The sequence below is a fragment of the Litorimonas haliclonae genome (assembly GCF_965138505.1).
In the GTDB taxonomy this organism is placed as follows: domain Bacteria; phylum Pseudomonadota; class Alphaproteobacteria; order Caulobacterales; family Maricaulaceae; genus Litorimonas; species Litorimonas haliclonae.
The window spans coordinates 1-22,112 of sequence record NZ_CBCSCO010000001.1 but is presented as its reverse complement, the minus strand read 5'-3'; the positions used below and the strand labels follow the sequence as shown (position 1 = coordinate 22,112).

18 protein-coding genes are annotated in these 22,112 nt (G+C 53.8%); 6 read left to right on the top strand and 12 right to left on the bottom strand.

The genetic code is table 11. The features are described from left to right. Positions 1–20: 20 nt before the first annotated feature. Positions 21–1,322: a citrate synthase gene (locus ACNA05_RS00090; protein WP_415809317.1), complete on the bottom strand. Its 1,302-nt coding sequence runs from the start codon at positions 1,320–1,322 to the stop codon at positions 21–23. 57 nt (positions 1,323–1,379) lie between these two features. After that, positions 1,380–2,780, bottom strand: coding sequence for a glutamate--tRNA ligase (gene gltX, locus ACNA05_RS00085; RefSeq protein WP_415809316.1), 1,401 nt, complete (start codon positions 2,778–2,780; stop codon positions 1,380–1,382). A gap of 28 nt (positions 2,781–2,808) precedes the next feature. Between gltX and ACNA05_RS00080 the strand changes: the two genes are divergently transcribed. Beyond that, positions 2,809–4,947 (top strand): ComEC/Rec2 family competence protein, encoded by a 2,139-nt coding sequence (locus tag ACNA05_RS00080; protein ID WP_415809314.1) that lies wholly within the window; start codon positions 2,809–2,811, stop codon positions 4,945–4,947. 199 nt (positions 4,948–5,146) lie between these two features. On the opposite strand, the gene lexA is transcribed toward ACNA05_RS00080, so the two are convergent. The 6 genes from lexA to ACNA05_RS00050 all read right to left on the bottom strand — a co-directional run bounded on the left by lexA (position 5,147) and on the right by ACNA05_RS00050 (position 12,331). After that, positions 5,147–5,815: a transcriptional repressor LexA gene (lexA, locus tag ACNA05_RS00075; protein ID WP_415809312.1), complete on the bottom strand. Its 669-nt coding sequence runs from the start codon at positions 5,813–5,815 to the stop codon at positions 5,147–5,149. A 325-nt stretch (positions 5,816–6,140) separates the two neighbouring features. Beyond that, positions 6,141–6,953 carry an indole-3-glycerol phosphate synthase TrpC gene (trpC, locus tag ACNA05_RS00070; RefSeq protein WP_415809310.1) on the bottom strand — a complete coding sequence of 271 codons (813 nt, stop codon included), beginning with the start codon at positions 6,951–6,953 and terminating at the stop codon, positions 6,141–6,143. A gap of 161 nt (positions 6,954–7,114) precedes the next feature. Beyond that, positions 7,115–8,131, bottom strand: a complete 1,017-nt coding sequence (gene trpD / locus ACNA05_RS00065) for an anthranilate phosphoribosyltransferase (RefSeq protein WP_415809308.1) — start codon at positions 8,129–8,131, stop codon at positions 7,115–7,117. Next, positions 8,128–8,718 carry an anthranilate synthase component II gene (locus ACNA05_RS00060; RefSeq protein ID WP_415809307.1) on the bottom strand — a complete coding sequence of 197 codons (591 nt, stop codon included), beginning with the start codon at positions 8,716–8,718 and terminating at the stop codon, positions 8,128–8,130. Before ACNA05_RS00060 ends, trpD begins: the two co-directional genes overlap by 4 nt. A 192-nt stretch (positions 8,719–8,910) precedes the next feature. Beyond that, positions 8,911–10,380: an anthranilate synthase component I gene (trpE, locus tag ACNA05_RS00055; protein ID WP_415809305.1), complete on the bottom strand. Its 1,470-nt coding sequence runs from the start codon at positions 10,378–10,380 to the stop codon at positions 8,911–8,913. A 25-nt stretch (positions 10,381–10,405) separates the two neighbouring features. Further along, positions 10,406–12,331, bottom strand: a complete 1,926-nt coding sequence (locus tag ACNA05_RS00050; RefSeq protein WP_415809303.1) for a SurA N-terminal domain-containing protein — start codon at positions 12,329–12,331, stop codon at positions 10,406–10,408. Between the two features lie 95 nt (positions 12,332–12,426). Here ACNA05_RS00050 and tpiA point away from each other — a divergent pair, with 95 nt between their 5' ends. Continuing rightward, on the top strand, positions 12,427–13,158 hold the full coding sequence (tpiA, locus tag ACNA05_RS00045; protein WP_415809301.1) for a triose-phosphate isomerase: 732 nt from the start codon (positions 12,427–12,429) through the stop codon (positions 13,156–13,158). A 70-nt stretch (positions 13,159–13,228) separates the two neighbouring features. Here tpiA and ACNA05_RS00040 read toward each other — a convergent pair whose 3' ends face one another. Genes ACNA05_RS00040 through ACNA05_RS00030 form a run of 3 tightly spaced genes read right to left on the bottom strand, consistent with a single transcriptional unit; the run spans position 13,229 to position 16,322 of the window. Continuing rightward, on the bottom strand, positions 13,229–13,648 hold the full coding sequence (locus ACNA05_RS00040; RefSeq protein WP_415809300.1) for a hypothetical protein: 420 nt from the start codon (positions 13,646–13,648) through the stop codon (positions 13,229–13,231). A 20-nt stretch (positions 13,649–13,668) separates the two neighbouring features. Next, positions 13,669–14,088, bottom strand: a complete 420-nt coding sequence (locus ACNA05_RS00035; protein WP_415809298.1) for a hypothetical protein — start codon at positions 14,086–14,088, stop codon at positions 13,669–13,671. Then, positions 14,085–16,322: an RHS repeat domain-containing protein gene (locus ACNA05_RS00030; protein ID WP_415809297.1), complete on the bottom strand. Its 2,238-nt coding sequence runs from the start codon at positions 16,320–16,322 to the stop codon at positions 14,085–14,087. The genes ACNA05_RS00035 and ACNA05_RS00030 overlap by 4 nt, the downstream gene beginning before the upstream one ends. A 571-nt stretch (positions 16,323–16,893) precedes the next feature. On the opposite strand from ACNA05_RS00030, the gene ACNA05_RS00025 reads away from it, so the two are divergent. From ACNA05_RS00025 to ACNA05_RS00010, 4 genes are all read left to right on the top strand, one after another. Next, positions 16,894–17,631 carry an SDR family oxidoreductase gene (locus ACNA05_RS00025; protein WP_415809296.1) on the top strand — a complete coding sequence of 246 codons (738 nt, stop codon included), beginning with the start codon at positions 16,894–16,896 and terminating at the stop codon, positions 17,629–17,631. 18 nt (positions 17,632–17,649) lie between these two features. Then, the gene (locus tag ACNA05_RS00020) at positions 17,650–18,261 is read left to right on the top strand and encodes a 2-hydroxychromene-2-carboxylate isomerase (protein ID WP_415809294.1); all 612 of its coding nucleotides are present in this window, start codon (positions 17,650–17,652) and stop codon (positions 18,259–18,261) included. A 77-nt stretch (positions 18,262–18,338) separates the two neighbouring features. After that, on the top strand, positions 18,339–19,754 hold the full coding sequence (locus tag ACNA05_RS00015) for an amidohydrolase (RefSeq protein WP_415809292.1): 1,416 nt from the start codon (positions 18,339–18,341) through the stop codon (positions 19,752–19,754). After that, positions 19,751–21,022 (top strand): amidohydrolase family protein, encoded by a 1,272-nt coding sequence (locus ACNA05_RS00010; RefSeq protein WP_415809290.1) that lies wholly within the window; start codon positions 19,751–19,753, stop codon positions 21,020–21,022. The genes ACNA05_RS00015 and ACNA05_RS00010 overlap by 4 nt, the downstream gene beginning before the upstream one ends. 196 nt (positions 21,023–21,218) lie before the next feature. On the opposite strand, the gene ACNA05_RS00005 is transcribed toward ACNA05_RS00010, so the two are convergent. Continuing rightward, a complete protein-coding gene (locus ACNA05_RS00005; protein ID WP_415809288.1) occupies positions 21,219–21,590 on the bottom strand; it encodes a VOC family protein in 372 nt (123 codons plus the stop codon). Positions 21,591–22,112: the final 522 nt, after the last annotated feature.

Sequence of the window (22,112 nt, the reverse complement as noted above, 5' to 3'; positions counted from 1 at the left end):
CGTTAGTAATTCAGTGCGGCTTAGCGCTTGTCGATAGGGACATAGTCGCGAGGGGTTGCGCCGGAATAAAGCTGACGCGGACGGCCAATACGCTGGCTTGGGTCCTCGAGCATTTCATTCCACTGAGAAATCCAGCCGACTGTCCGGGCCAGAGCAAAGAGAACCGTGAACATAGAGGTCGGGAAGCCGAGAGCCGAGAGAACGATACCGGAGTAGAAATCGACATTCGGATAGAGTTTCTTCTCGACGAAATATTCGTCCTCAAGTGCAATTTTTTCTAGCTCCATGGCGACGTCGAGAATTGGGTTTTGCAGGTCGAGTTCTTCAAGGACTTCGTGAGCTACTTTCTGCATAACGCGGGAGCGCGGGTCGAAGTTCTTATAAACCCGGTGACCAAAGCCCATAAGGCGGAAGGGGTCAGATTTGTCTTTAGCGCGGGCAATATATTCCGGGATTTTGTCAACAGTGCCGATTTCCTGAAGCATATTCAGGCAAGCTTCGTTTGCGCCGCCATGGGACGGACCCCAGAGACAGGCAATACCGGCCGCGATACAGGCGTAAGGATTGGCGCCGGAAGAGCCCGCCAGACGGACAGTAGAGGTGGACGCATTTTGCTCGTGATCAGCGTGAAGGATGAAGATTTTGTCCATGGCGCGAGCTATGGTTGGGCTGATTTTGTATTTCTCGGCTGGAACAGAGAAACACATGTTCAGGAAGTTTTCGGCATAGGACAGAGAGTTGTCGGGGTAAACCGTTGGCTGGCCGATGGAGTATTTATAAGACCGGGCCGCAATGGTCGGGATCTTGGCGATTAAGCGGTGAATAGCCATGTCACGCGCGGCGTCGACTGTGGTGTGCGCATCGTCATGATAAAAGCCTGACAGAGCGCCGACCGTGCCGCACATCATCGCCATAGGGTGAGCGTCGCGGCGGAAACCGTGGAAAAAGCTCTCGACCTGATCGTGGAGCATGGTGTGCTGGGTAATCGTGCTCGTAAATTTCTTGTGCTGGTCTTTATTTGGAAGGTCGCCATTTATCAAAAGATAAGCAACTTCAAGGAAAGAAGAGTTCTCTGCGAGGCTCTCAATATCGTAACCGCGATAGAGGAGTTGGCCTTCTTGGCCGTTAATAAAGGTGATTTGGCTCTCGGTAGAGCAAGTCGAGGTATAACCCGGGTCGAAAGTAAAGTGGCCGGTCTTTTTGTGAAGGGCTCTGACATCGATGCCCGGGGCACCCATGGAGCCCTCCATAATGGGAAGGTCATAGGACTTGCCATCAATAGTGATGGTGGCTGTGCCGGTATTCGTAATTTTATTTTCCATTTTTCTCTCTACCTTTTTATTCAATTACTCAACTCTAATTATTTGCTCAACTTTCAATCAATCGTCCGAAAGCGCTGTGAGACAATCGGAGAGGCGTCCCACACATTCCTCTTTTCCGAGCAGGGCCATGACCACCGATAAATCCGGAGATGGCTTTCCGCCCGTCAAGGCTGCGCGTACGGGTTGACCAATCCGACCGAACCCAATGTCGTTCTCGGTCGCAATATCTGTTAAAAGCTGCTGAAGTTTATCCGCAGCCCACGCGCTATCTTCTACCCCTTTGAGCCGTAAAGTCAAAGCCGCTAAGAGCTGTAAAGCGCCTTCACGCTCCAAAGGTTTGGCGGTTTTACCCTCTAAAGTGAGAGGTCGCTCTGCCAAGAGGTAGTCTGCCTGGACAATCAGCTCTTTCAGAGTCTTAGCGCGCGGTTTTAAAGTCGGGATCGCGGCTCTGAAGCGCTTTAATTTTTCTTCAGTTTTATCAACTTCGTTCATGAACGGCAGAGCCTCTGTAAATAGGTCTGACTCCTCCATTTGCGCGATATGCTGGGAATTGATGTAATCCATCTTGTCAAAATCAAGACGCGCCGGAGAGGCGTTAATACCGTCTAGGGTGAACACCTTGGCGATATCTGCGTCATCGAAGAATAGCTCGTCATCGCCGTGAGCCCAGCCGAGCTTAACCAGATAATTACGGAGGCTTGAGGGCAAGTAGCCCATATCGCGGTAAGCCTCGACGCCGAGAGCGCCGTGCCGCTTGGAAAGTTTCTTCCCATCTGGCCCGTGAATGAGCGGGACATGCGCCCATTCCGGCACATCCCAGCCCAGCGCCTTGTAAATCTGCTGCTGACGCGCGGCATTGATAAGATGATCATCCCCGCGGATGACGTGAGTTACGCCCATATCGTGGTCGTCCACAATCACGGCGAGCATATAGGTCGGCGTGCCGTCGGCGCGCATCAGCACCAAATCATCCAGCTCGTTATTGTCCCAGGTGATGTCGCCCTGAACATGATCTTTTAAACGCGTTTCTCCATCCGGTACGCGAAAGCGTATGGCTCCAACGTCGCTGTTCTTGTCGCGGTAAGGCGAGCGGAAGCTGGTTCCGGCGTTGCGGCATTTTTCGCGTTCTGCGTCGAGCTCGTCACCTGCTAAGGGGCAGCGATAGGCATGTCCGCTCTCCAGCAAGGCCTTTGCGGCTTTGGCGTGGTCCGCGGCGCGGCGGCTCTGATAGACAATCTCGCCGTCATAGGACAGGCCGAGCCAGTCCAGTCCGTCTAGAATGGCTTGTGTTGCTTCGTCAGTCGAACGGGCCTTGTCGGTGTCTTCAATGCGGAGATGAAATTCTCCGCCCACATGTTTGGCAAAATAATAATTAAACAGGGCAGTTCTGGCTCCGCCGATATGCAGGAACCCCGTTGGGGAGGGCGCGAAACGGGTAATTATTTTTTTTGTCGTCATACTGGCATCTGGCCTTTAAAAAAGGGATGTGTTGCGGGGTCTATTTCATACCGAGCGGGCGGTGAAAAGCCCTGATACGGCGCAAATTTCGTTGGCGCGCTATACAGGACTGTCTACCTTAAAAACCCTGAACTGGGCAGAGGTTCCGCCTTTTCGTTTTGATACACTGGTGATCTGCTTTGCGATAGGGATTGCGCTGTATTTTACCTTACCTTTCAGCGTGTTTGGCTGGGTCTTGGGTCTGGCCATAGGCCTCGTCGGCGCACTGTTGTGGATGACGCGACAGACGGCTTTCACAGGCTGGGTATGGGGCGCCTTTTTACTGGCCATGTTGCTGGGCGCTGGACGCGCCGGGTGGCACACTCAGGCAACGCAGAGCCCGCGCCTTCCGGATTATGAACGGGCCTATGAACTCTCTGGCTGGATCGAAGAGATCGCCGCCTCCGGCAAAGGCGTTCGCTGGATCATGAATGTGGAAGAGTTTAATTGGACGGACGGGATAGATGCACCCGAAAAAGTTCGCGTTCGGCTCGGACAGAAATACAACGAAGCCGCCTCCGCCGGGGACTATGTGAGCCTCCGCGCGGTCCTGTCCGCGCCGCCGGGGCCGGTTGTGCCGGGCGGCTATAGCCCGCGCCAGAGGGCGTTTTTCGAACAGGTCGGCGGATTCGGCTTCGCCATTTCCGCGCCGGAGGTCAGGCCGGAGGCGGGAGAGCCGTCTTGGCGGCGGGGGCTTGCGGCCTTTCGGTATCGCATGGCCAGCCATATCCACACTGTTGCGCCGTCTGAGACCGCCGGATTGCAAGCTGCGCTCCTGACCGGGGTGCGCCGCTATATTCCGCCGGAGCACACAGACGCGCTCCGCACGGCGGGGCTGGCGCATATCTTGGCGATTTCGGGCCTGCATATGGGGCTTTTGGCCGGAACGGCATACTGGATATTCACCTTCCTTTTGGTTCATATCTCGCCTTTGTCGCGGCGATATGACGTGCGTAAATTTGCGGCGATACTCGGTATAGGCGCGGCGACGGGGTATCTTATCTTGTCAGGCGCGTCCGTGGCGACGCAGCGCGCCTATATCATGGCGGTGATCGTCTTCCTCGCCGTGATACTGAACCGGCGCGCCATATCCGTGCGTTCAGTCAGCGTAGCCGCGGCCATTACGCTGCTTTTGCATCCCGAAGCGCTTCTGTCCGTGGGGTTCCAGATGTCTTTTGCCGCCGTTTTGGCTTTGGTGGTTGTCTATCGGAGCTGGCGGGATTTTACGCCGGGCGGTTCGCCGAAAGGCTGGCTCACAAAATTACGAAACGATACGCTTTCGCTGAGCGTCACAAGTTTTGTCGCCGGACTCGCCACAGCCGGATTTGCTCTGTTTCATTTTGGCCGGATAGCGCGGTTTGGCCTGGTCGGAAATCTTCTCGCCATGCCGCTCTTTACCTTTGCCGTTATGCCGCTGGGTATTTTGTCGCTCGTCCTTATGCCGGTTGGGTTGGAAGAAGCGCCCCTCTGGGCGATGGGGCAGGCCATTACAGGGCTTGTCACGATTTCCACATGGATTGCGAGCTGGGACGGCGCTCTGGTGAAGGTCAAAGCCGCGCCCGGCTGGGTGATTGCCGCCTATGGTTTCGCCTTTATCCTGCTTCTTTTAGGAAGGCTTCGAGGGCGCCTTATTGCCGTAGGGCTCATTCTGCTCTGCTTTCTCGGCTGGAGGTATGAACCTGTTCCAACGCTTCGTATTTCAAAGGATGGCCGCGTCGCCTTCTGGGAAAGTCAAGATTTACAGAGGCTTATCGTCACAAGTGAACGTGCCGACAGTTACGGACGGGAACGCTTTTCCGAAAAGGCCGGACGAGGTGAGGTGGACGCCATAGCGATGGAAAAGACTGACGCGCCTTGCGACGCCCTCGCTTGCCGCTTTCAAATCAGAAGAAAACAAATTTCCATTCTGACCCATCCTTCCGAAGCCAGAGTCGAATGCGCCTCGTCCGATCTCGTCATACTGACAGAGCGCGATGTCGGGCCGGAGGTCAGACGAAACTGCGCGGCCAAGCTGATTGATGGACAGGTGCTCAGGCAAGAGGGGGCCTTGGATGTCTATTTAGAGAAGCGGGGCATTAGACGCGAAGGCACAAAAAAACCGCCGGAGAAACGACGGGTTTGGGAGTGAGGGATAAAATAGCTGAGTTGGAAACTGTCCTATAACTCTTCTCCCCGCTTGCGGGGGGAAGTACCCGCGAAGCGGGGGATGGGGGGCTGTCGAGATACGCAATCAAAATTTGAAAATATCCCCCCGTCGACTTCCGACTACGTCTCCAGCCACTTCCCCCCGTAAACGGGGAGAAGAGAATAACCCCGCTAAAACTCAACTAATATTCGCGCAACAGGCCAACCAGAATACCTTGAACCTCAACGCGGTCAGGGCCAAAAACCTTGGTTTCGAAATCAGGGTTTTCTGCAATCAATTCAACCTGTTGGCCGGATTTGTAAAGGCGTTTTAACGTGGCTTCGTCCTGATCGACAAGGGCCACGACGATTTGATTGTTCCGCGCCGTATTGGACTTTTTGACGATAACGATATCGCCGTCGAGAATGCCCGCATCCTTCATCGACTCGCCTTCAACTTCGAGCGCGAAATGATCGCCATTTCCGGCAAAATGCGGCGGCACGATCATGGTGTTATAACTGTCTTCAATCGCGGCAATGGGCAGGCCCGCCGCAATCTTGCCGACAAAGGGAATAGAAACGCCGTCATTGGCGGAATAGTGCTCCGCTTTTTTCTCTGCCTTCTTCTCGGCAAAGGACACGACCTTGTCTTGCATGTCTTCGGGCAGTTTCAGAACTTCCAGCGCCCGCGCCTTATTCGGCAGGCGGCGGATAAAGCCGCGTTCTTCGAGGGCGGAAATCAGGCGGTGGATCCCGGACTTACTTGCCAGACCCAGAGAGTCTTTCATCTCGTCATATGAAGGTGGGACGCCTACGGCTTTCACCCGCGCATCTATCAACATTAAAAGATCTTTTTGCTTTTGCGTCAGCATAACAACCCTTTCGGAATCACCTCGAACAAATCAGAAACATTCCCTATCTGTTCTAGTGTTGTTCTGCTATATGTCAAGGGCGAACCGGACTACATTCAAATTTGTAAAATAAATCTGAAATCAAAAATATGATAATGTTCTTTATCTGTTCAGTTTTTCTGAGTTTAGCTTGTGGTAGAAAGCTAACAAGTAAAAGGGTGAACGGAAATGAAACACAAGCCTTTAATCGAATGGGTTTATTCAAATGGGTATGCGAGGATAAATACTATCAGCGGGGCAGCGACAATTATCATTTTGGTGTCCGTAGTCACTATAGGACTTATATTTACTTAGAAGCTCCGCGCAACGATTTTAACGCCCCCGCCACATCCTCCTGACGCATCAAACTTTCACCTACCAAATAGGCTTGCGCGCCTTGGTCCGCCAGAGTCTTTACATCTTCAGGCGTGAAGATACCGCTCTCGGCTACGAGTAGGGCTTCTTTCGGGGCCAATTTGGCGAGTTTTCCAAATGTGTCGAGCGATGTCTCGAATGTGCGCAAATCCCGGTTATTCACCCCAATCAGCGTCGCGCCCAGTTCCACGGCGCGTTCCATTTCTCTCTCGTCATGGGTCTCAACCAGCGCGTCCATGCCGAGATGCGCCGCCTCGGCCATCAAATCCCGGGCGGTTTTATCGTCAATCATGGCCAGAATGATGAGGACGCAATCCGCGCCCATGGCGCGGCTCTCGGCGATCTGGATCGGGTCAAGCATGAAATCCTTGCGCAGGAGAGGGAGGTTGGTCGCCGCGCGCACTTGCGAAAATATCTTATTGCTGCCCTGAAAGCCGGGCCCGTCGGTCAGCACAGACAGAGACGCCGCGCCGCCGTTTTCATACGCCTTTGCAATCGCGACAGCGTCAAAATTTTCGCGGATAAGGCCTTTGGACGGGCTGGCCTTTTTGACTTCGGCGATGATGGCGGGGGCAGAGGAGTTGCGCAGGGCGTCAAAAAAGCCGCGCGGTCCGGGTTGGTCGCGGGCGGTCAGGCGTAAATCCTCAAGCGAAATTTCATCGCGGAGGTCGGCGACTTCACCCGCTTTATAGTCCGCGATTTTACGCAAGACGTCCGGCGTGTCCATGAGGGTATTGACGGTCATAATATTAACTCTTCTTCCCGCCTGCGGGGGGAAGTGGCCGACGCGGAGCGACGGTCGATGGGGGGAAGTTTCGGGCAGAGCTATATAAGCAGAGTAACCCCCCATCCCCCACTGCGTGGGGACTTCCCCCCGCATGCGGGGGTAAGAGACTATATATCACATTACTCCCCATTACTCACCTCAACCAAACTTTCCAAGGCCGCTTTCGCCTCGCCGTTTTCAATCGATTTTGCCGCGAGTTTCATGCCGTCCTCGACCGTCTCGGCAAGGCCGGCAATATGGAGCGCAATGCCGCTGTTAAGCTGCACGATATCGCGGTAAGGCCCTGTCTCTCCGTCCAAAAGGCGGCGAAGGCTAGACGCGTTCTGCACAGGCGTTCCGCCTTTCAGATGCGCCATATCCGATTTGGCAATGCCGTATTCGAGCGGATGGATAACAAATTCGGTGACTTTGCCGTCCTTGACTTCGGCCACATGGGTGACTGTTGTTGTGGTGACTTCGTCGAGGCCGTCGCCGCCATAGACGACCCAGGCATGGGTTGCGCCCAAATCCCGTAGAGCTTCGGCCATGGGTAGGCGCCAATGATCCTCACATACACCGAGAAGCATGCGTTTCGCCCCTGCCGGATTCGAAAGGGGCCCAAGAATATTGAACAAGGTCCGGACGCCGAGCGATTTGCGCGCCGGGCCGACATAGCGCATGGCGGGGTGATGGTTCGGCGCAAACAAAAATCCGATGCCCGCCTCCATGACGCATTTGGCCGCGAGCTCTGGCGACATACCGAGGTTGACCCCAAGTTCTGACAAAACATCCGCCGTGCCCGCCAGACTGCTTGCCGCGCGGTTTCCGTGTTTGGCAACTTTCGCGCCCGCGCCCGCGCAAACAATCGCACTGGCCGTCGAGATAGAGAGCGTGTGGAGGCCTGTGCCGCCCGTGCCGACAATATCGATGACGTCGGCGTCAATATGAACGGGGGTCATATTCTCGCGCATGACCTTTGTTCCGATACGGACTTCCTGCGAGGTGAGGCCGATCATTTCCAGACCGAGCAGGAGCGCGCCGATTTGAACGTCGTCGCGGTCTTCGGACAGCATGGTCTTGATCGCCGCTTCGAACTCTTCGGGTTCGGGGCGCTGGCGCATAGTCAGCTTTTTGAAAATATTGGCGTCGATGGTCATGAGGCAACTTTCGCGTCAATGCCCGCCAATTTCAAGAAATTGCGAACCAGATCATGACCATATTCCGAGGCAATTGATTCCGGATGGAATTGCAGGCCGTGTATCGGGCGCGTCTTGTGGCGCAGGCCCATAATCTCGCCGTCATCGGTCCAAGCATTGATATGGAGCACGTCGGGCAGACTTTCGCGCTCGACTGACAGGCTATGATAACGCGTGGCTTTGAAAGTTTTCGGCAGTCCTTCGAACAATCCAGACCCATCATTTTCGACATCTGAAATCTTACCGTGCATGATGTTCTTCGCGCGAATGACTTTACCGCCAAACACCTGACCCATGCTTTGCTGGCCGAGGCAGATACCCAGAATAGGCAGAGCGTCCGGCGCCTGTCGGAGCAGGTCGAGGCACATACCCGCTTCATTCGGGGTCTTCGGACCGGGGGAGAGCAAAATAGCGTCCGCGCCGAGGCTCAGGGCCTCTCCCGCGCTCATATCATCATTGCGGATAACCCGCGTCTCGGCGCCGAGCTCCTGCGCGTAATGCACGAGGTTATAGGTAAAACTGTCATAATTATCGATGACGAGGAGCATTAGCAAAAACCTCCTAAAAACTCTTCTCCCCATTTATGGGGGGAAGTGGCCGAAGCGAAGCGGAGGCCGATGGGGGGGAGGTTCCGGGCGAAGCAAAATGCGGAGAGTAGCCCCCCATCCCCCTGCATTCGCAGGGGACTTCCCCCCGCAAGCGGGGAGAAGAGAACTGAGAATGTTTCTAAAACTCCCATATCAATTCCGCTCGAAATTTACGCTAGCTTCCGCCGCGCGGAACAGGGCCGCCGCTTTGTGAAGCGTTTCTTCGAATTCGAGTTGAGGCACGGAGTCCATCACAATGCCTGCGCCTGCGCGAACGTGGAGGACATTGTCTTTCACAATGCCCGTCCGCAGCGCGATGGCCGTGTCCATATCGCCGTTAGAGCTGATATAGCCGACCGCGCCCGCATAGATGCCGCGCTTTTCATTTTCCAGCTCGTCGATGATTTCCATAGCCCGGACTTTCGGCGCGCCGCTGACCGTTCCGGCGGGGAAGCCTGCAAACAGCGCTGACACCGCGTCCATATCATCCTGAATTTCGCCTTCGACGTTCGAGACAATGTGCATAACGTGGCTGTAGCGCTCGATCGTAAAACGCTCCGTCACGCGCACCGTGCCTGGTTTGGCAACGCGGCCCACATCATTGCGCCCCAGATCAAGGAGCATGAGGTGTTCGGCGCATTCTTTCGGATCGGCGAGGAGCTCGGCTTCCAGGGCTCTGTCCTGCGCCGCCGTTTTGCCTCTCGGCCGCGTTCCGGCGATGGGGCGAACGGTCACGACCCCGTCGCGAAGACGGACAAGGATTTCCGGACTGGAGCCGATAATCTGGTGATCTTCGAAATCGAGAAAATAGAGAAACGGCGAAGGGTTCATTCGCCGCAAAGACCGATAAAGTGCAAAAGGTGAGGCGGGGAGGGGCGCGGAGAGGCGCTGGCCTAGCACAACCTGAAAAATGTCTCCCGCGAGGATATAATCTTTTGCGGCTTTGACACGCGTTCCAAAGCTCTCCGCCGTGGTGCCGAGTTGCGGCTCTATTGATGGCGCCTCAACGGGTGCAAAGCCGCGGGAGGAAATCGGCAGGCTGAGGTCATCCACAACCCTTTCGATGCGAGTATAGGCCTCCGAAGGGTAACCTCCCGGATAAACTGTCGAGGCGATAATGATTTCCTGAGCGATCTGGTCAAAAATACAGACGATGCGCGGGCGAACCATAATCGCATCAGGCGTGCCGATGGGGTCGGGATTGCCGCCGGGAATGTCTTCGACTTGCCGGATCATATCATAGCCGAGATAGCCGAACAGACCCGCCGCCATGGGCGGAATGCCTTCGGGTAGGTCGAAATGGCTCTCGGCCTGAAGGGCGCGAAGGGCGTCGAGCGGTTTTTCCTTCAAGGAGGCATAGCTATCGCCGCCGTCGCGGGAGACCTCGCTCTCGTCGCCAACCCCGCGCCAGATCATGTCCGGGTCAAACCCGAAAAAGCTGTACCGCCCGCGCTGCTCGCCGCCTTGAACGGATTCGAACAAAAACGCATAAGGCTTGCCGAGCGCAGCTTTTAGAAACGCCGAAACCGGCGTGTCCATGTCATTGATAATGCGCGTATAGACGAGCTGCGGCGTGTCCGCAGATTTAAACGCGTCCGGGGCCGGATGAAACTCTAACGCCATAAGTCCAGTTTTTAAAACCCTGCGCTTAATTCTCGGTCGTCAGACCCAGGACCGAACGGATCTGGTTCGGATATTGCTGAACCGGATTCTTTTTGATGATCGCGCTTTGGTAAGCGTTTTGAATATCGTTGCTGATGGCTGAGGTGGCTTGCTGTTGCAACACATCCAGATAGGTTCCGGCAAGGCCGTCTTGGCTGGCTGTAATGCTCTCAAGTTTGGCGATTTGCTGGGTCATCTGATCTGGTCCCGGTCCCCTGACCACGTCGCCGACTCTGCCGTCGAACAATCCGACCGTGACTTGCGGGCCGAGAAATTGCGGTGGGTTGGTGCGGACGAGTCCTGTCTGTGAGATATCCGCCGCTTCGCCCAATTCGTCCTTGAGGGCTTGCAGACTCTCGCCGTCGCGAACGCGCTGCGTCAGTTCCGTGGCCTTAGAGCGGAGCGCGTCAGAACGCTGTTGGTTTTGATAGGCCGTCAGGGCTTGTTCCCGAACCTCTTCAAAGGGCCGCATCGTACTGTCGATGATATCATCGACCCTAATCATGGCGTATCCGCCCGTCGACGTTTCGAACAAATCGGTCTCATATCCCAAATCAGAGGTGAAAAGCGTGCGGAGAATTTTATCATCTGCGGCAATGCCAGGAATAGCGGAAAAGCCGCCCATTCTTATGCCGTCTTGTGTCGTGCCGCGACGATCCACAAACGGATATTCGGACATAGGAACATTAACCTGCTCAGCGATTTCAATAAGGGGCAGATTGTCCAGCCGCGCGTCCTCAATGTCCGCCGTCAGATCGTAAATTGCATCCAGCGCCTTGGCTTCGAGCAATTCCTGCTCGATTTCATCTTTGGAGGCTTCAAAGTCCGGCACAACTGCAGGGGTGATGTCCTGCACATAAACAGCGTTCCAGCTGCCTAGTCCGCCCAGAACCGCGCGGGCATCACCCTTGCTTAGCTCGAAAGCGGCAGTGGAGGTGGCGGGATCGACAAGGCCGTTCCTGCGCACATTTTCATAAACATCCGGCGCGTCCAGACCCAAACTACTGGCCACGAGCTCAGGCTCTGTCCCGGTTTGCAACTGGGCAACGGCTTCTTTCGCCGTCTCTTCATCCGCTGTTGTGATCAAAGCCACAGAACGGGTTTCCGGCGACCCAATGGTTCCGGTGGAGACGCGGTAGTCGAAACTTTCTTTGACTTGTTCCGGCTCGATTTCGAGGTCCTCGGTGTAATCAAATGGCTCGACCCGGATCAGGCTAAACCGGCGATATTCAGGCGCCATATAGCGGGCTGCATTGTCGTCGATATAGGATTTAAGCACTTCGTCAGACGGGATTTCCGGCTCTGCCACAGCGTTTTGGCTCAGGGTCAGAACGCTGGCGCGGCGTTGCTCGGTCAGGAATTTATATTGCAGGGCGGCATAATCAGCCGGAGCGACAAGCCCGCCCGTAATGGCCGGAATTGTCTGCTGCGAACGCAGAGAGCTGAGCGTGTCATTTTCGAATTGTTCGCGCGTGATACGGGCCCGGTTCAGGGCTTGGTTGAGCTTATTCTCATCAAACTTGCCTGTCAGCTCGTTTTGAAAGGCGGGAATATTTTCAATTTCGCGGCGCGCAATGGATTGGTTCACGCCGACCCCAAGGTCATCCGCATCAATTTTGACGACCGCATTGGTAATCATGCCTTGCAAGACCTGATTCTGGAGCCCTTGGTCATAGGCTTGCTGATTGGTCAGGGATTCGGGACGCTCACTATTGATGCGTTCTAATTCGCGGGAAAAAAGCGTATCGAATTCAGCTGTGCTGATTTCAGTATCACCGACAGTCGCGACGGCATTTCTGGCGCCCGGAGTGAACATATCGTTCACGCCCCAGACCGCAAAGGCCAGCACCAACATCCCGATAAGAATGCCGACAAGGACATTCCGAATTTTTCCGCCGATTGATTCCGCCATGAAAGGTCTCTACTGAAAGTCTTAATTAAGCGGGCAGGTCATATCAGACCGACGCCCGCATACAAGCGTTTTGCTGTAAGAATAAGGTGAGAGAGATGACGATGAAACCCCTGATAGCCGCAAATTGGAAAATGCACGGAAATATGAGCTGGCGAAATAAGCCTGCCGAGTTTAATGAAATTCTGCCGACAGCCGAGCGGCGACATCTGGATGTGCTGATTTGCCCGCCGGCGGTTCTTCTTGCCCCTTTGGCGGACAAGCGCGGCGGCACGGATGTCTGGCTCGGGGCGCAGACCTGTCACGATCAGGTTTCAGGCGCCCATACAGGCGAGATGAGCGCGGACATGCTCTCCGATGCCGGGGCCGAATATGTTATACTCGGTCATTCAGAGCGCCGCGCCGCCGGCGAAACCGACGCGGATGTGCGGGCGCGGGTCGAAGCGGCGGTCAAAGCCGAACTCATCCCCATTATCTGCGTCGGCGAAAGCCTCGAGCAACGCGAAGCGGGGCAGGCGGAGGGAGTTGTCGAAAAACAACTCGCCGGATCGCTCCCTGACGATTTGACCGATTACGTTATTGCCTATGAACCCGTCTGGGCCATTGGCACAGGCAAAACAGCCACGCCCGGAGACATAAAATCCATGCACGCCTTTATCCGCAGCCGTGTCTGGCCCACAACGCGAATTCTCTATGGCGGCTCCGTCAAACCCGCCAACGCACAAGAAATTCTGGCCACAGAAAACGTCAACGGCGCGCTCATCGGCGGGGCCGGACTGGAGATGGAAAGCCTCGCGGAGATTGCAAAGGCGGCGCCGAAGAGGAGGTGAGGATTCTTAGTTGTTGTTGGGACAAAGTTGGTTGCTTTGGAGGCAATGCTGAATACATTTTTCAACACTGTCAGCGGGTATCTATGCTGCCGCGAAGTCCAATATATCTGGCAGTTAAAATTGAAAAAAATACGAGGATGGCAAACCCTAGGACAAATCCGATAGTATCGAGAGGTGTTTGAACTTTCCCTATCGGGAACCACATATGGTGAGATGGGTAGGCACATATTGCGAAGGCCAATATAAACCTGATCCAGAACCACTTGATTTTGACAAACAAAAATGCGGCAGGTAAGAATACAGTTATTAAATAAATTCTATATCCAACCAATAAAAACCACGCAATCGCTAAGACAAATGAAGGATTTCTATACTGAGGGGCTCGTCCAAAGAACCATCCGGCATCCATAAAGCTTGTCGCCAACACCGTCGCAACGAACCACGATAATAAAATGACCCAACCAAGCCGAAATGGTGCATTATTAATCATAGGATTGTCCGGCAGGATCGTCAGCGTTCATCTATGCTGCCTCGAAGTCCGATATATCTGGCAGTTAAAAATGAAAAAAGTCCGAGGATAGCAAACCCTACGACAAGCGCGATAATATCCACTAGTCCTTTAACCGCGCTTATCGGGAACCACATTACACGTGTTAGAAAGGCACATACCGTAAAGGCAAATGCAAATCTAAGCCAAAATGATTTTATTTTGACGAATAAAAACGCGGATGGAATAAATATTGTGATAATATAAATTCTAGAAAGAAGCCAAAGACCCGCCAACATGATTATAAGAAATGAAAAGTCCTGATTATAAGCCGGCTTTCCTAAGAACTCTTCAATATTCATAACGCTTGCCGCCAACACCGTCCCGATAGTCCATATCGGCAATATCACCCACCCATAGCGAAATTTCACGGTTCTATTCATAGGAGTGTCCGGCAGGTACGGTTTTGGTACAGTTCGAGGGATTCATAGCCTATTAACTCCCGGTGTGATTGATCCGCAAAGTCTAAGTCAACATTTGGGCCTAGTTCAGCGCTAGCTTGGACCAAATGTGGTTGTGGTGATGCAAGAATTCCATTGAGCACGTCATTACTCTCAGAAATTAGATTGTTGTAAGCTATTGGGTCGCTCGCTTGAAGGTTATTAAGCTCCACTTGAACCATTGCCTGTTCATACCTCACAAAGCCTCTACCTATACCGTCGGGAGAGTCGGTAATGCCAGGTATAGTTGCTCCAGATATTAATTGTGTAAACCGAATATTATTCTCGACTTCAAGCGCGGCAGAAATTTGCTCCAAAATCAATAAAGATTGCGATGAATAATCCGAAATGATCCCAGGAGTATCCAATAAATCAAGGGCTTTATAAGCGGCATGTGCGAACCCAGTCGTTTGGCAAAAAGCGGGATTGAACATCCAGTCGTAGAGATATCGTTTTTTTCTCTCACAAAAGGATAAACCGCTGTTAGAGAAACAATCGAAATCTAATAATATGTCCCCAATTTGAAGTTGGGCGTAGTCTGTTCCGCCAAGTCCCCCTCCGCCAGTCGGGGGAGGTGTATAGAGAGGCGGCGTGTAGTGTACGCCCTCTACGAGGCAATCGTTGGTCGCTGTGGAACAAACTCCTCCAGTCGAGACCGCAATGCCCCCGCCGCCGCCAAAACCGCCAGCGCCGCCTCCGCCCCCGGAAATAAAATCTCCATAGCTAATGCCAGTGTAAAGAACGTTACCAAGAACTGTATCCTCACAACTCGTGGCTTCGTTGCGTCGAAGCCTAGAGCCTGTACACAAGACGCCCTCCAGTCCGGTAGGGGCAATTTTGTTAATCGGGTCTCCTCTTACATACACGTATCTGTTTACTCCCCCTTGTAATCCAATTGGATCGCTCTGAATATACCGCCCCGTTGCGGGGTCGTAATCGCGATGATGATTGTAGAAAAGGTTGCTTTCGCGATCATGGTACTGGCCAGGAAAACGTAGACTGACGTCTGTATTTGTTCCGTCCCCATCCGGGTCCCGATCTATTCCCATGTCGCGCCTGCCGCCGGGTCCTGCGCCAAAGGCGTCACCGCGCCATTTCCACACAATTTCTCCATCCGCATCGCGTGCTTCCCTTGGCGCTCCGAGATGGTCTGTATGTAGGGACAATACCTCACTGTTGCGGGTCGTGCCGTCTGCAGAAATCCGACGATCGATTTGCGCCACAGCGAGGCCGTCTAACCAGATAAGGTCACGCGCCTTTATTGCACTGCGGTCGTCGCGACGCGATGTTTCTGATAATAACTGCCCGGCCGAGTCATAAACGAACCTCACGCTTTTCACCCCATCAATCCCAGAGCGGACGAGTTGCTTGCGGATTCGGTGGCCCTGAGCATCGTAGTCGTAAGTGGCGCGGAGTTCGCCGTTCTTATGAAATTCTACCATACGGTTGGTCGCGTCATAGACAAAATTTCGTCTATCTCCCAAGTCAGAGAGCAAGTTGCCGCGAGAATCGTAGTCAAGGCCTTTATTTCCGATAGCGTTTAAACGATTGCTATTGGCGGCATAGTGATAACTACGGGTCTGCCCATCCTCGGTTCTATTCGTCCGATTGTGAGCAACGACGAGTCCCGAGGGATAGTAGATACGGTCGAGCCTCCCGTCAGAAAAATAAGTATAACGTAGAGTTTCCGCTCCGGCTTCGTCGTCCAAACGGACAGTCTTTTTTGCGATGTGACCATTTTCTGTATAAGCATAGCGCGTGACATGATTGTTATGAATGGTTCGGCATACGCGGCCTTCTCCATTGTCGCAATTGTCGTAACGAATGCGGGTTACGACCTTATCCTCCCCGTTTTCCTTCATTGCTCTTCGCACCACTCGACCTTGGGCGTCATAAGAAATGTTTTCAGTTAGTTCGTTTGCTCTATTAATACGAGAAACTCGGCCTTCATCGTCGTAGTGGTAGTCCAGCCGTCCAATTTCCGGGGCGATCTCGGAGGTGAGTTTCCCTGATGTGTTGTATTTATAATCAGTTGCGACGCCGCGGAGGTCTTCGAACCGAAAGTCAAATCCATCATCGCGAGGTATGACAGTGACCGTGCCTTCGCCGGTAGGTTTGGTAATAGGCGAAGCGGGAGTATTCGTATCCTGCGCCATAGCCGGGTTTGTTAATGTCAAAGCGAGCCCTGCCGTCTCAACAAGACGCTATTCAGCGGTTTTGGTCGGGTGAAATAAATTGTGCTCATCGAATGCCTCCTTGCATCACTGAGTTTTAGCCATCTCCAGAAAAAGGGGCATTAAAAAGATCGTAATTGCTATTTTTAGGCGCTTCGACATATCACTAAAATGTAAAGGTGGTTGTATTTCGGATCAGCGCTCAATTCAAAAGTATTGCAACATAAGATGGAAATGTCTAACAACTTCAGGTTTGTCAAGAAAACAAATGCCTCAGTTTTGGTAGATATAACTGGCACTTCAGTGTTACATTGAAACAATGGTTTTGTAACAGTTTGTAAACGGAGAAAATGGCTCTGAAGACAATTTAAGCGTCTGGGGACTATTTCCTATCATATTGAGGTATTCCACGTTCATTTTTGAAATTTCCATGCTTAGATTAAAAAGGGCATATCTAGACTTAAAGTAATCCCTCCGTTTCCTACTGTAAAAAGCCCCCGAACAACGCCTATACAAAAAAGTCTCTGGAAATTTGTCCGGCTTGATGCGTAACCTCCTATGAGGGAGAGGAACTATGCCGGACACCGAAAAAGTTTGCCTCGTTATCGGGGCGGGGGAAGATACGGGCGGGGCGATTGCTCGTGCTTTCGCCCGCGAAGGGCTGACCGCCTGTCTGGTGCGGCGTTCGGCCCGGGCCGAAGCGCTGGAAGCTCTCGCGCACTCAATCCGGGAGGAAGGGAACAAGGCCATAGCGCTCCCGACCGATGCGCGCGACGAAAAGGCGATGGTTGCCTTGTTCGAAAAGATTGAATCCGAAATCGGGCCTATAGACGTCGTCGTGTTCAATATCGGCGCGAATGTCCGTTTCTCCATCACCGAAACCACCGCGCGGGTTTACCGCAAAGTCTGGGAGATGGCGGCCTTTGCCGGATTTCTGACGGGGCGGGAGGCGGCCAAACATATGCTGGGGCGCGGGCGCGGTACGATTATCTTTACGGGCGCCACAGCGAGCGTTCGCGGCAGTGACGGCTTCTGCGCTTTTGCTGGGGCCAAACACGCGCTGCGCGCTTTGGCGCAGTCCATGGCGCGAGAATTGGGACCCAAAAATATCCACGTCGCACATACAATTATTGACGGCGCGATTGACTCAAACTTCATTCGGGAAAACCTGCCGGAGGTCGGTAAGAAGCGGGACGAGGACGCCCTCCTCAATCCCGAACATATCGCCCAGAGCTATGTCATGTTACATAAACAACCCCGCACAGCTTGGACGCATGAATTGGACCTGCGCCCCTGGAAAGAAAATTGGTAAGAAGAGAGAGTTGGTAAAATGAGCAGAACCGTAGATTTCATCCTCGATTTCGCGAGCCCGAACGCTTATTTTGCGTATAAGGTTCTCCCTGAAATCGCCAAACGCCACGACGCGAAAATCAATTACCGCCTGTGCTTGCTCGGCGGAATATTCAAAGCGACAGGCAATCAAGCGCCGATGGTCGCCTTTTCCAATGTAAAGGGAAAGCTCGACTACCAAATGCTGGAAATCCGGCGCTTTATTCAAAGGCATGGCCTCCAAAGCTTTCGCATGAATGAGCATTTTCCGGTAAATTCGCTTATCATGATGCGCGCGGCAATTGCGGCGGAGCGCGACGGGCGGCTCGAAGACTATATCGAGGTCGCGATGAAGGCGATGTGGGAGGATAGCAAAAAAATGGATGACTCAGAGGTGTTCAAATCCGTGATGACCCAAGGCGGCTTTGACGGGCCGGCTCTCTTGGCGGCGGCGCAAGAACCTGACATCAAAGAGGAGTTGAGCAAAAACACCGCCGCCGCCGTGGAGCAGGGCGTCTTCGGCATCCCAACATTTTTCGTGGATGATGAGATGTATTTCGGGAAAGACCGCCTGCGCGAAGTCGAGGAAGCTTTAACGAAACAGCCTGTTTGACCGAACGCAAAAAATTATCCCGAGGATAAACGATTGCGCGCTTGAATTTGCACAAAATTTAGGCCTTATAAGCTTCTATGAAATATCGTCTCCTCCTCCTTTCCGCCGCAGCGCTCCTCACGGCCTGCGATCCTGCCGCCTCTGACAAATCGGAGGCAAAGCCTGAAAAAGACGCGAAAGTCGAAAACGCTTTCCCGTCCACCTACGCGCCTCTGGCGTCAGAGCCGACGGTTATCACCAATGCGCAGCTCATTGATGGCACGGGCAGCGAGATCGCGGCGGGCAGTGTCTATATTCAGGGCGGCCGCATTGTCGCCGTTGGGGCGGGCGACGCGCCGGAAGACTTCCCGAGCGAGGCAAACACAATTGACGCGCAGGGCCGCTTTGTCACGCCCGGCATTATCGACATTCACTCCCACCTCGGCAATTACGCCTCACCCGGCGTCAACGCCCATAGCGACGGGAATGAAGTCACCAGCCCTATCACGTCAGAAGTCGACGCCGAACACGGCGTCTGGCCGCAAGACCCCGGCTTTGACGAAGCGCTAAAAGGCGGCATCACGACGCTTCATATCCTGCCGGGCTCCGCAAACCTATTTGGCGGTAAAGGCGTGACCCTGCGCAATATCGCGTCTCGTACCGTTCAAGGCATGAAATTCCCCGACGCACCTGAGACGCTCAAAATGGCGTGCGGTGAAAATCCGAAACGCGTTTACGGCGACAAGGGCGGACCGGGTTCTCGCATGGGCAATGTCGCTGGCTATCGTAAAAACTGGATTCGCGCGACGGAGTATAAAAAGAAGCGGGAAAAAGACGGCGACGACTTCGTACGTGATCTTCAGCTCGAAACGCTGGCAGACGTAATAGATGGTAAAATTCTGGTGCAAATGCATTGCTATCGCGCCGATGAAATGGTTCAGATTTTGGATATCGCCAAAGAGTTTGATTACAAAATTACGACATTCCATCATGCGGTTGAAGCGTATAAAATCGGGGACATTCTTGCAGAAAATGGAACCTGCGCGGCGATGTGGGCCGACTGGTACGGATTTAAAATGGAATCCTATGACGGCATTCGGGAAAATGTGCCCTTTGTTCATGCCGCCGGCGCTTGCGCCATGATCCATTCCGATGATGACAATAATATCCAGCGGCTCAATCAGGAAGTGGCGAAAACCTGGGCGGACGGCAATCGCGCCGGACTTAACATCTCTAAAGCCGAAGCGTGGAAATGGCTTTCGACCAATCCCGCCAAAGCGCTGGGCATTCTGGATGAAACCGGCACATTGGAAGTCGGCAAACGCGCTGATATTGTGCTTTGGTCTGCTGATCCGTTTTCAACTTACGCGCGGCCTGAAACGGTGATGATTGACGGCGCAACCGTCTTTGATCGGGAAAGCGGCCTTGAGCCTAAAAGCGATTTCCGTTTGGGGCAGGGAGAGGCCCCGAGAGCCATGACACAACAGCCGACAAATGCAGGAGAAGAGCTATGAGTCAGCGTTTAAAAATCCTTCTCTCTGTCGCAAGTGCTGCTCTCATGTGCGCGCCCGCCTTCGCGCAAGACCTTTTCATTCAAGACGCAACTGTTGTAACCGAAGCAGGGCAGCAGGCCGATACAGACATCCTCATCCGCGGCGGCCAGATCGCGCAAATCGGATCTGACCTTACCGCGCCTGACGGCATGGACGTTCTAGACGGGGCAGGGCAGTGGGTGACGCCCGGACTGTTTTCCAGTTTTTCAACGCTTGGACTCGTCGATGTGGCTGCTGAGAGTTCGACAAATGATATGAGCGCCTCCGATGCCGGTACTTCCGTCAGCGAGCGCGCCGTAGACAGCTTCAATCCGCGCACAGCCCATATTGCGAATACGCGGCGGCGCGGCGTGACTCATGCCGTCGTTAGTCCGTCTCCCTCTGGCGAGTCGATTTTTGCCGGCATAGGCTTAATTGTAAGCACGACGGGTGATTTTGAATCGGTTGTCAATGACAGCGCTTTTGTCCATGTGGCTCTGGGCGAAACAGGCTCTAGCCGCGCCGGTGGATCGCGCAGCGCGGCCCTTGCGCAGCTTCGGGCGGCTCTTGACGATGCCCAAGGATACCCTAGCCGATACCGCTCTCCGTCAGATGGAGACACGCTCTCCCGTCAGGACGCTGCGGCTTTGGCTCCGGCGGTTCGAGGCGACGTGCCGATGATAATCGCGGCCAGCCGCGCCTCTGATTTATTGGGAATTGTTCGCCTCAAGGAAGAATACCCGGGCTTAGAGATAATCGTTCTTGGCGCAACAGAAGGCTGGCAAGTCGCCGACGCGCTTGCTGCGGCGGACATCAAGGTCATTGTAGACCCGGTTCAGGATTTGCCTTCGAAATTCGAAGACCTTGGCGCGCGCTATGAAAACGTGCTCTTGCTAGACGAAGCTGGCGTGGATTACGCCATCTCAAACCTGACCTCCTTCCGCGTCACGAAACCGGCCGCTCTGGGACAACATGCTGGGAACGCTGTGGGTAACGGTCTGTCCTGGGACAAAGCCTTTGCCGCAATTACGTCAACGCCCGCAGGCTGGTTCGATTTGCCTAGCTCGGATATCGCAACAGGCCCAATTACCAATCTGGTTGTCTGGGACGGAGATCCTCTTGAAGCCACGTCCGCGCCTCTAAAGGTCTGGATTGATGGAGAGGAACAAAGCCTCGAGTCGCGTCAATCGCTCTTACGTGATCGCTATAATCCGCTAAACGAAAGCGATATGCCGCATAAATATCGGTAGGGCTTCCTTTCAAAGCCGTCATTACCCGATTTAATCGGGTAATCTATGCGGCGCTCTTTCAGTCTTTGGTCAGTTCGCAATTACCCCTAAGCTGGAAGATTATACCTAACGCTTAAAGTCCCAACACGACAAGAACACCGAATGGATCCCCCGGTCTAGCCGGGGGATGACAGGATGGCGTGGGTTTCGTTCTGACCTATTCAAAGACAAAAAACGCCAGCTTGTTGCCATCCAGATCGCGGACGTAAGCGCCGTAAAATACGCCCGGTACGCGTTGTCCGGGTTCGCCCTCACTTGTTGCGCCGAGCGCAAGCGCCTTTTCATACATCTCGCTGACATGTTCTTTCGACTTGGCGGGAAAGGCGATCATGACGCCATTGCCTGGGGTCGGTAATTCCTTGTCATACGGCTTACATACCGCGATCATAGGTTCTGATTTAGACGCGCCGATCATGGCGATCCGGCCTCCGTCCAATTGCACTTTGGCGCCCTGATCTTCGAAAAGTTTGCAATAAAATGTCTTTGCCTTTTCCATGTCTGCAACGCCGACAGTTGTATATCCAATCATAATCGTCTCTCTTTTCAAAATTAACGTAGACCTTGCTTAATCTTAAATGCGGCAGTCTCAACTCAAATTTTCGAGAGTGTTGGCAGTTAAAAATGAAGCCCTGACTTCTTCATAGTTCTCCTTCTTAATCTTCGTCATTACCCGGCTTGACCGGGGGATGACGGGGTGGCCTGGTTTGTGTTTTTGAGGCTGCGTGATCACTACTGAAATCCGCTAGGAAGAAGAGGAGGCAATAATTCACGTTTATTCCTGCTCAACCTTCTGACTTTACGCCGCTTTCCACAACCCCGTCCCCGCTTTGCAAATTGCGCCTATACTCACCTCCGTGACCTTTGAGGACCGCATATCGCTACGGGAGCCGCTTCCTGACCTCGCGCCGCTACGGACGCAATATACGCTTCTTTGTGCGCAGCTCCTCGCCGCGATTATTCATCCGGACGCTGCCCTTGCTCTTGCCCGCCAATTACGGCGGCATGTCCGCGGGATGATACAGGCCTCGCAGGCCCATTTCCGAAGCCGCCA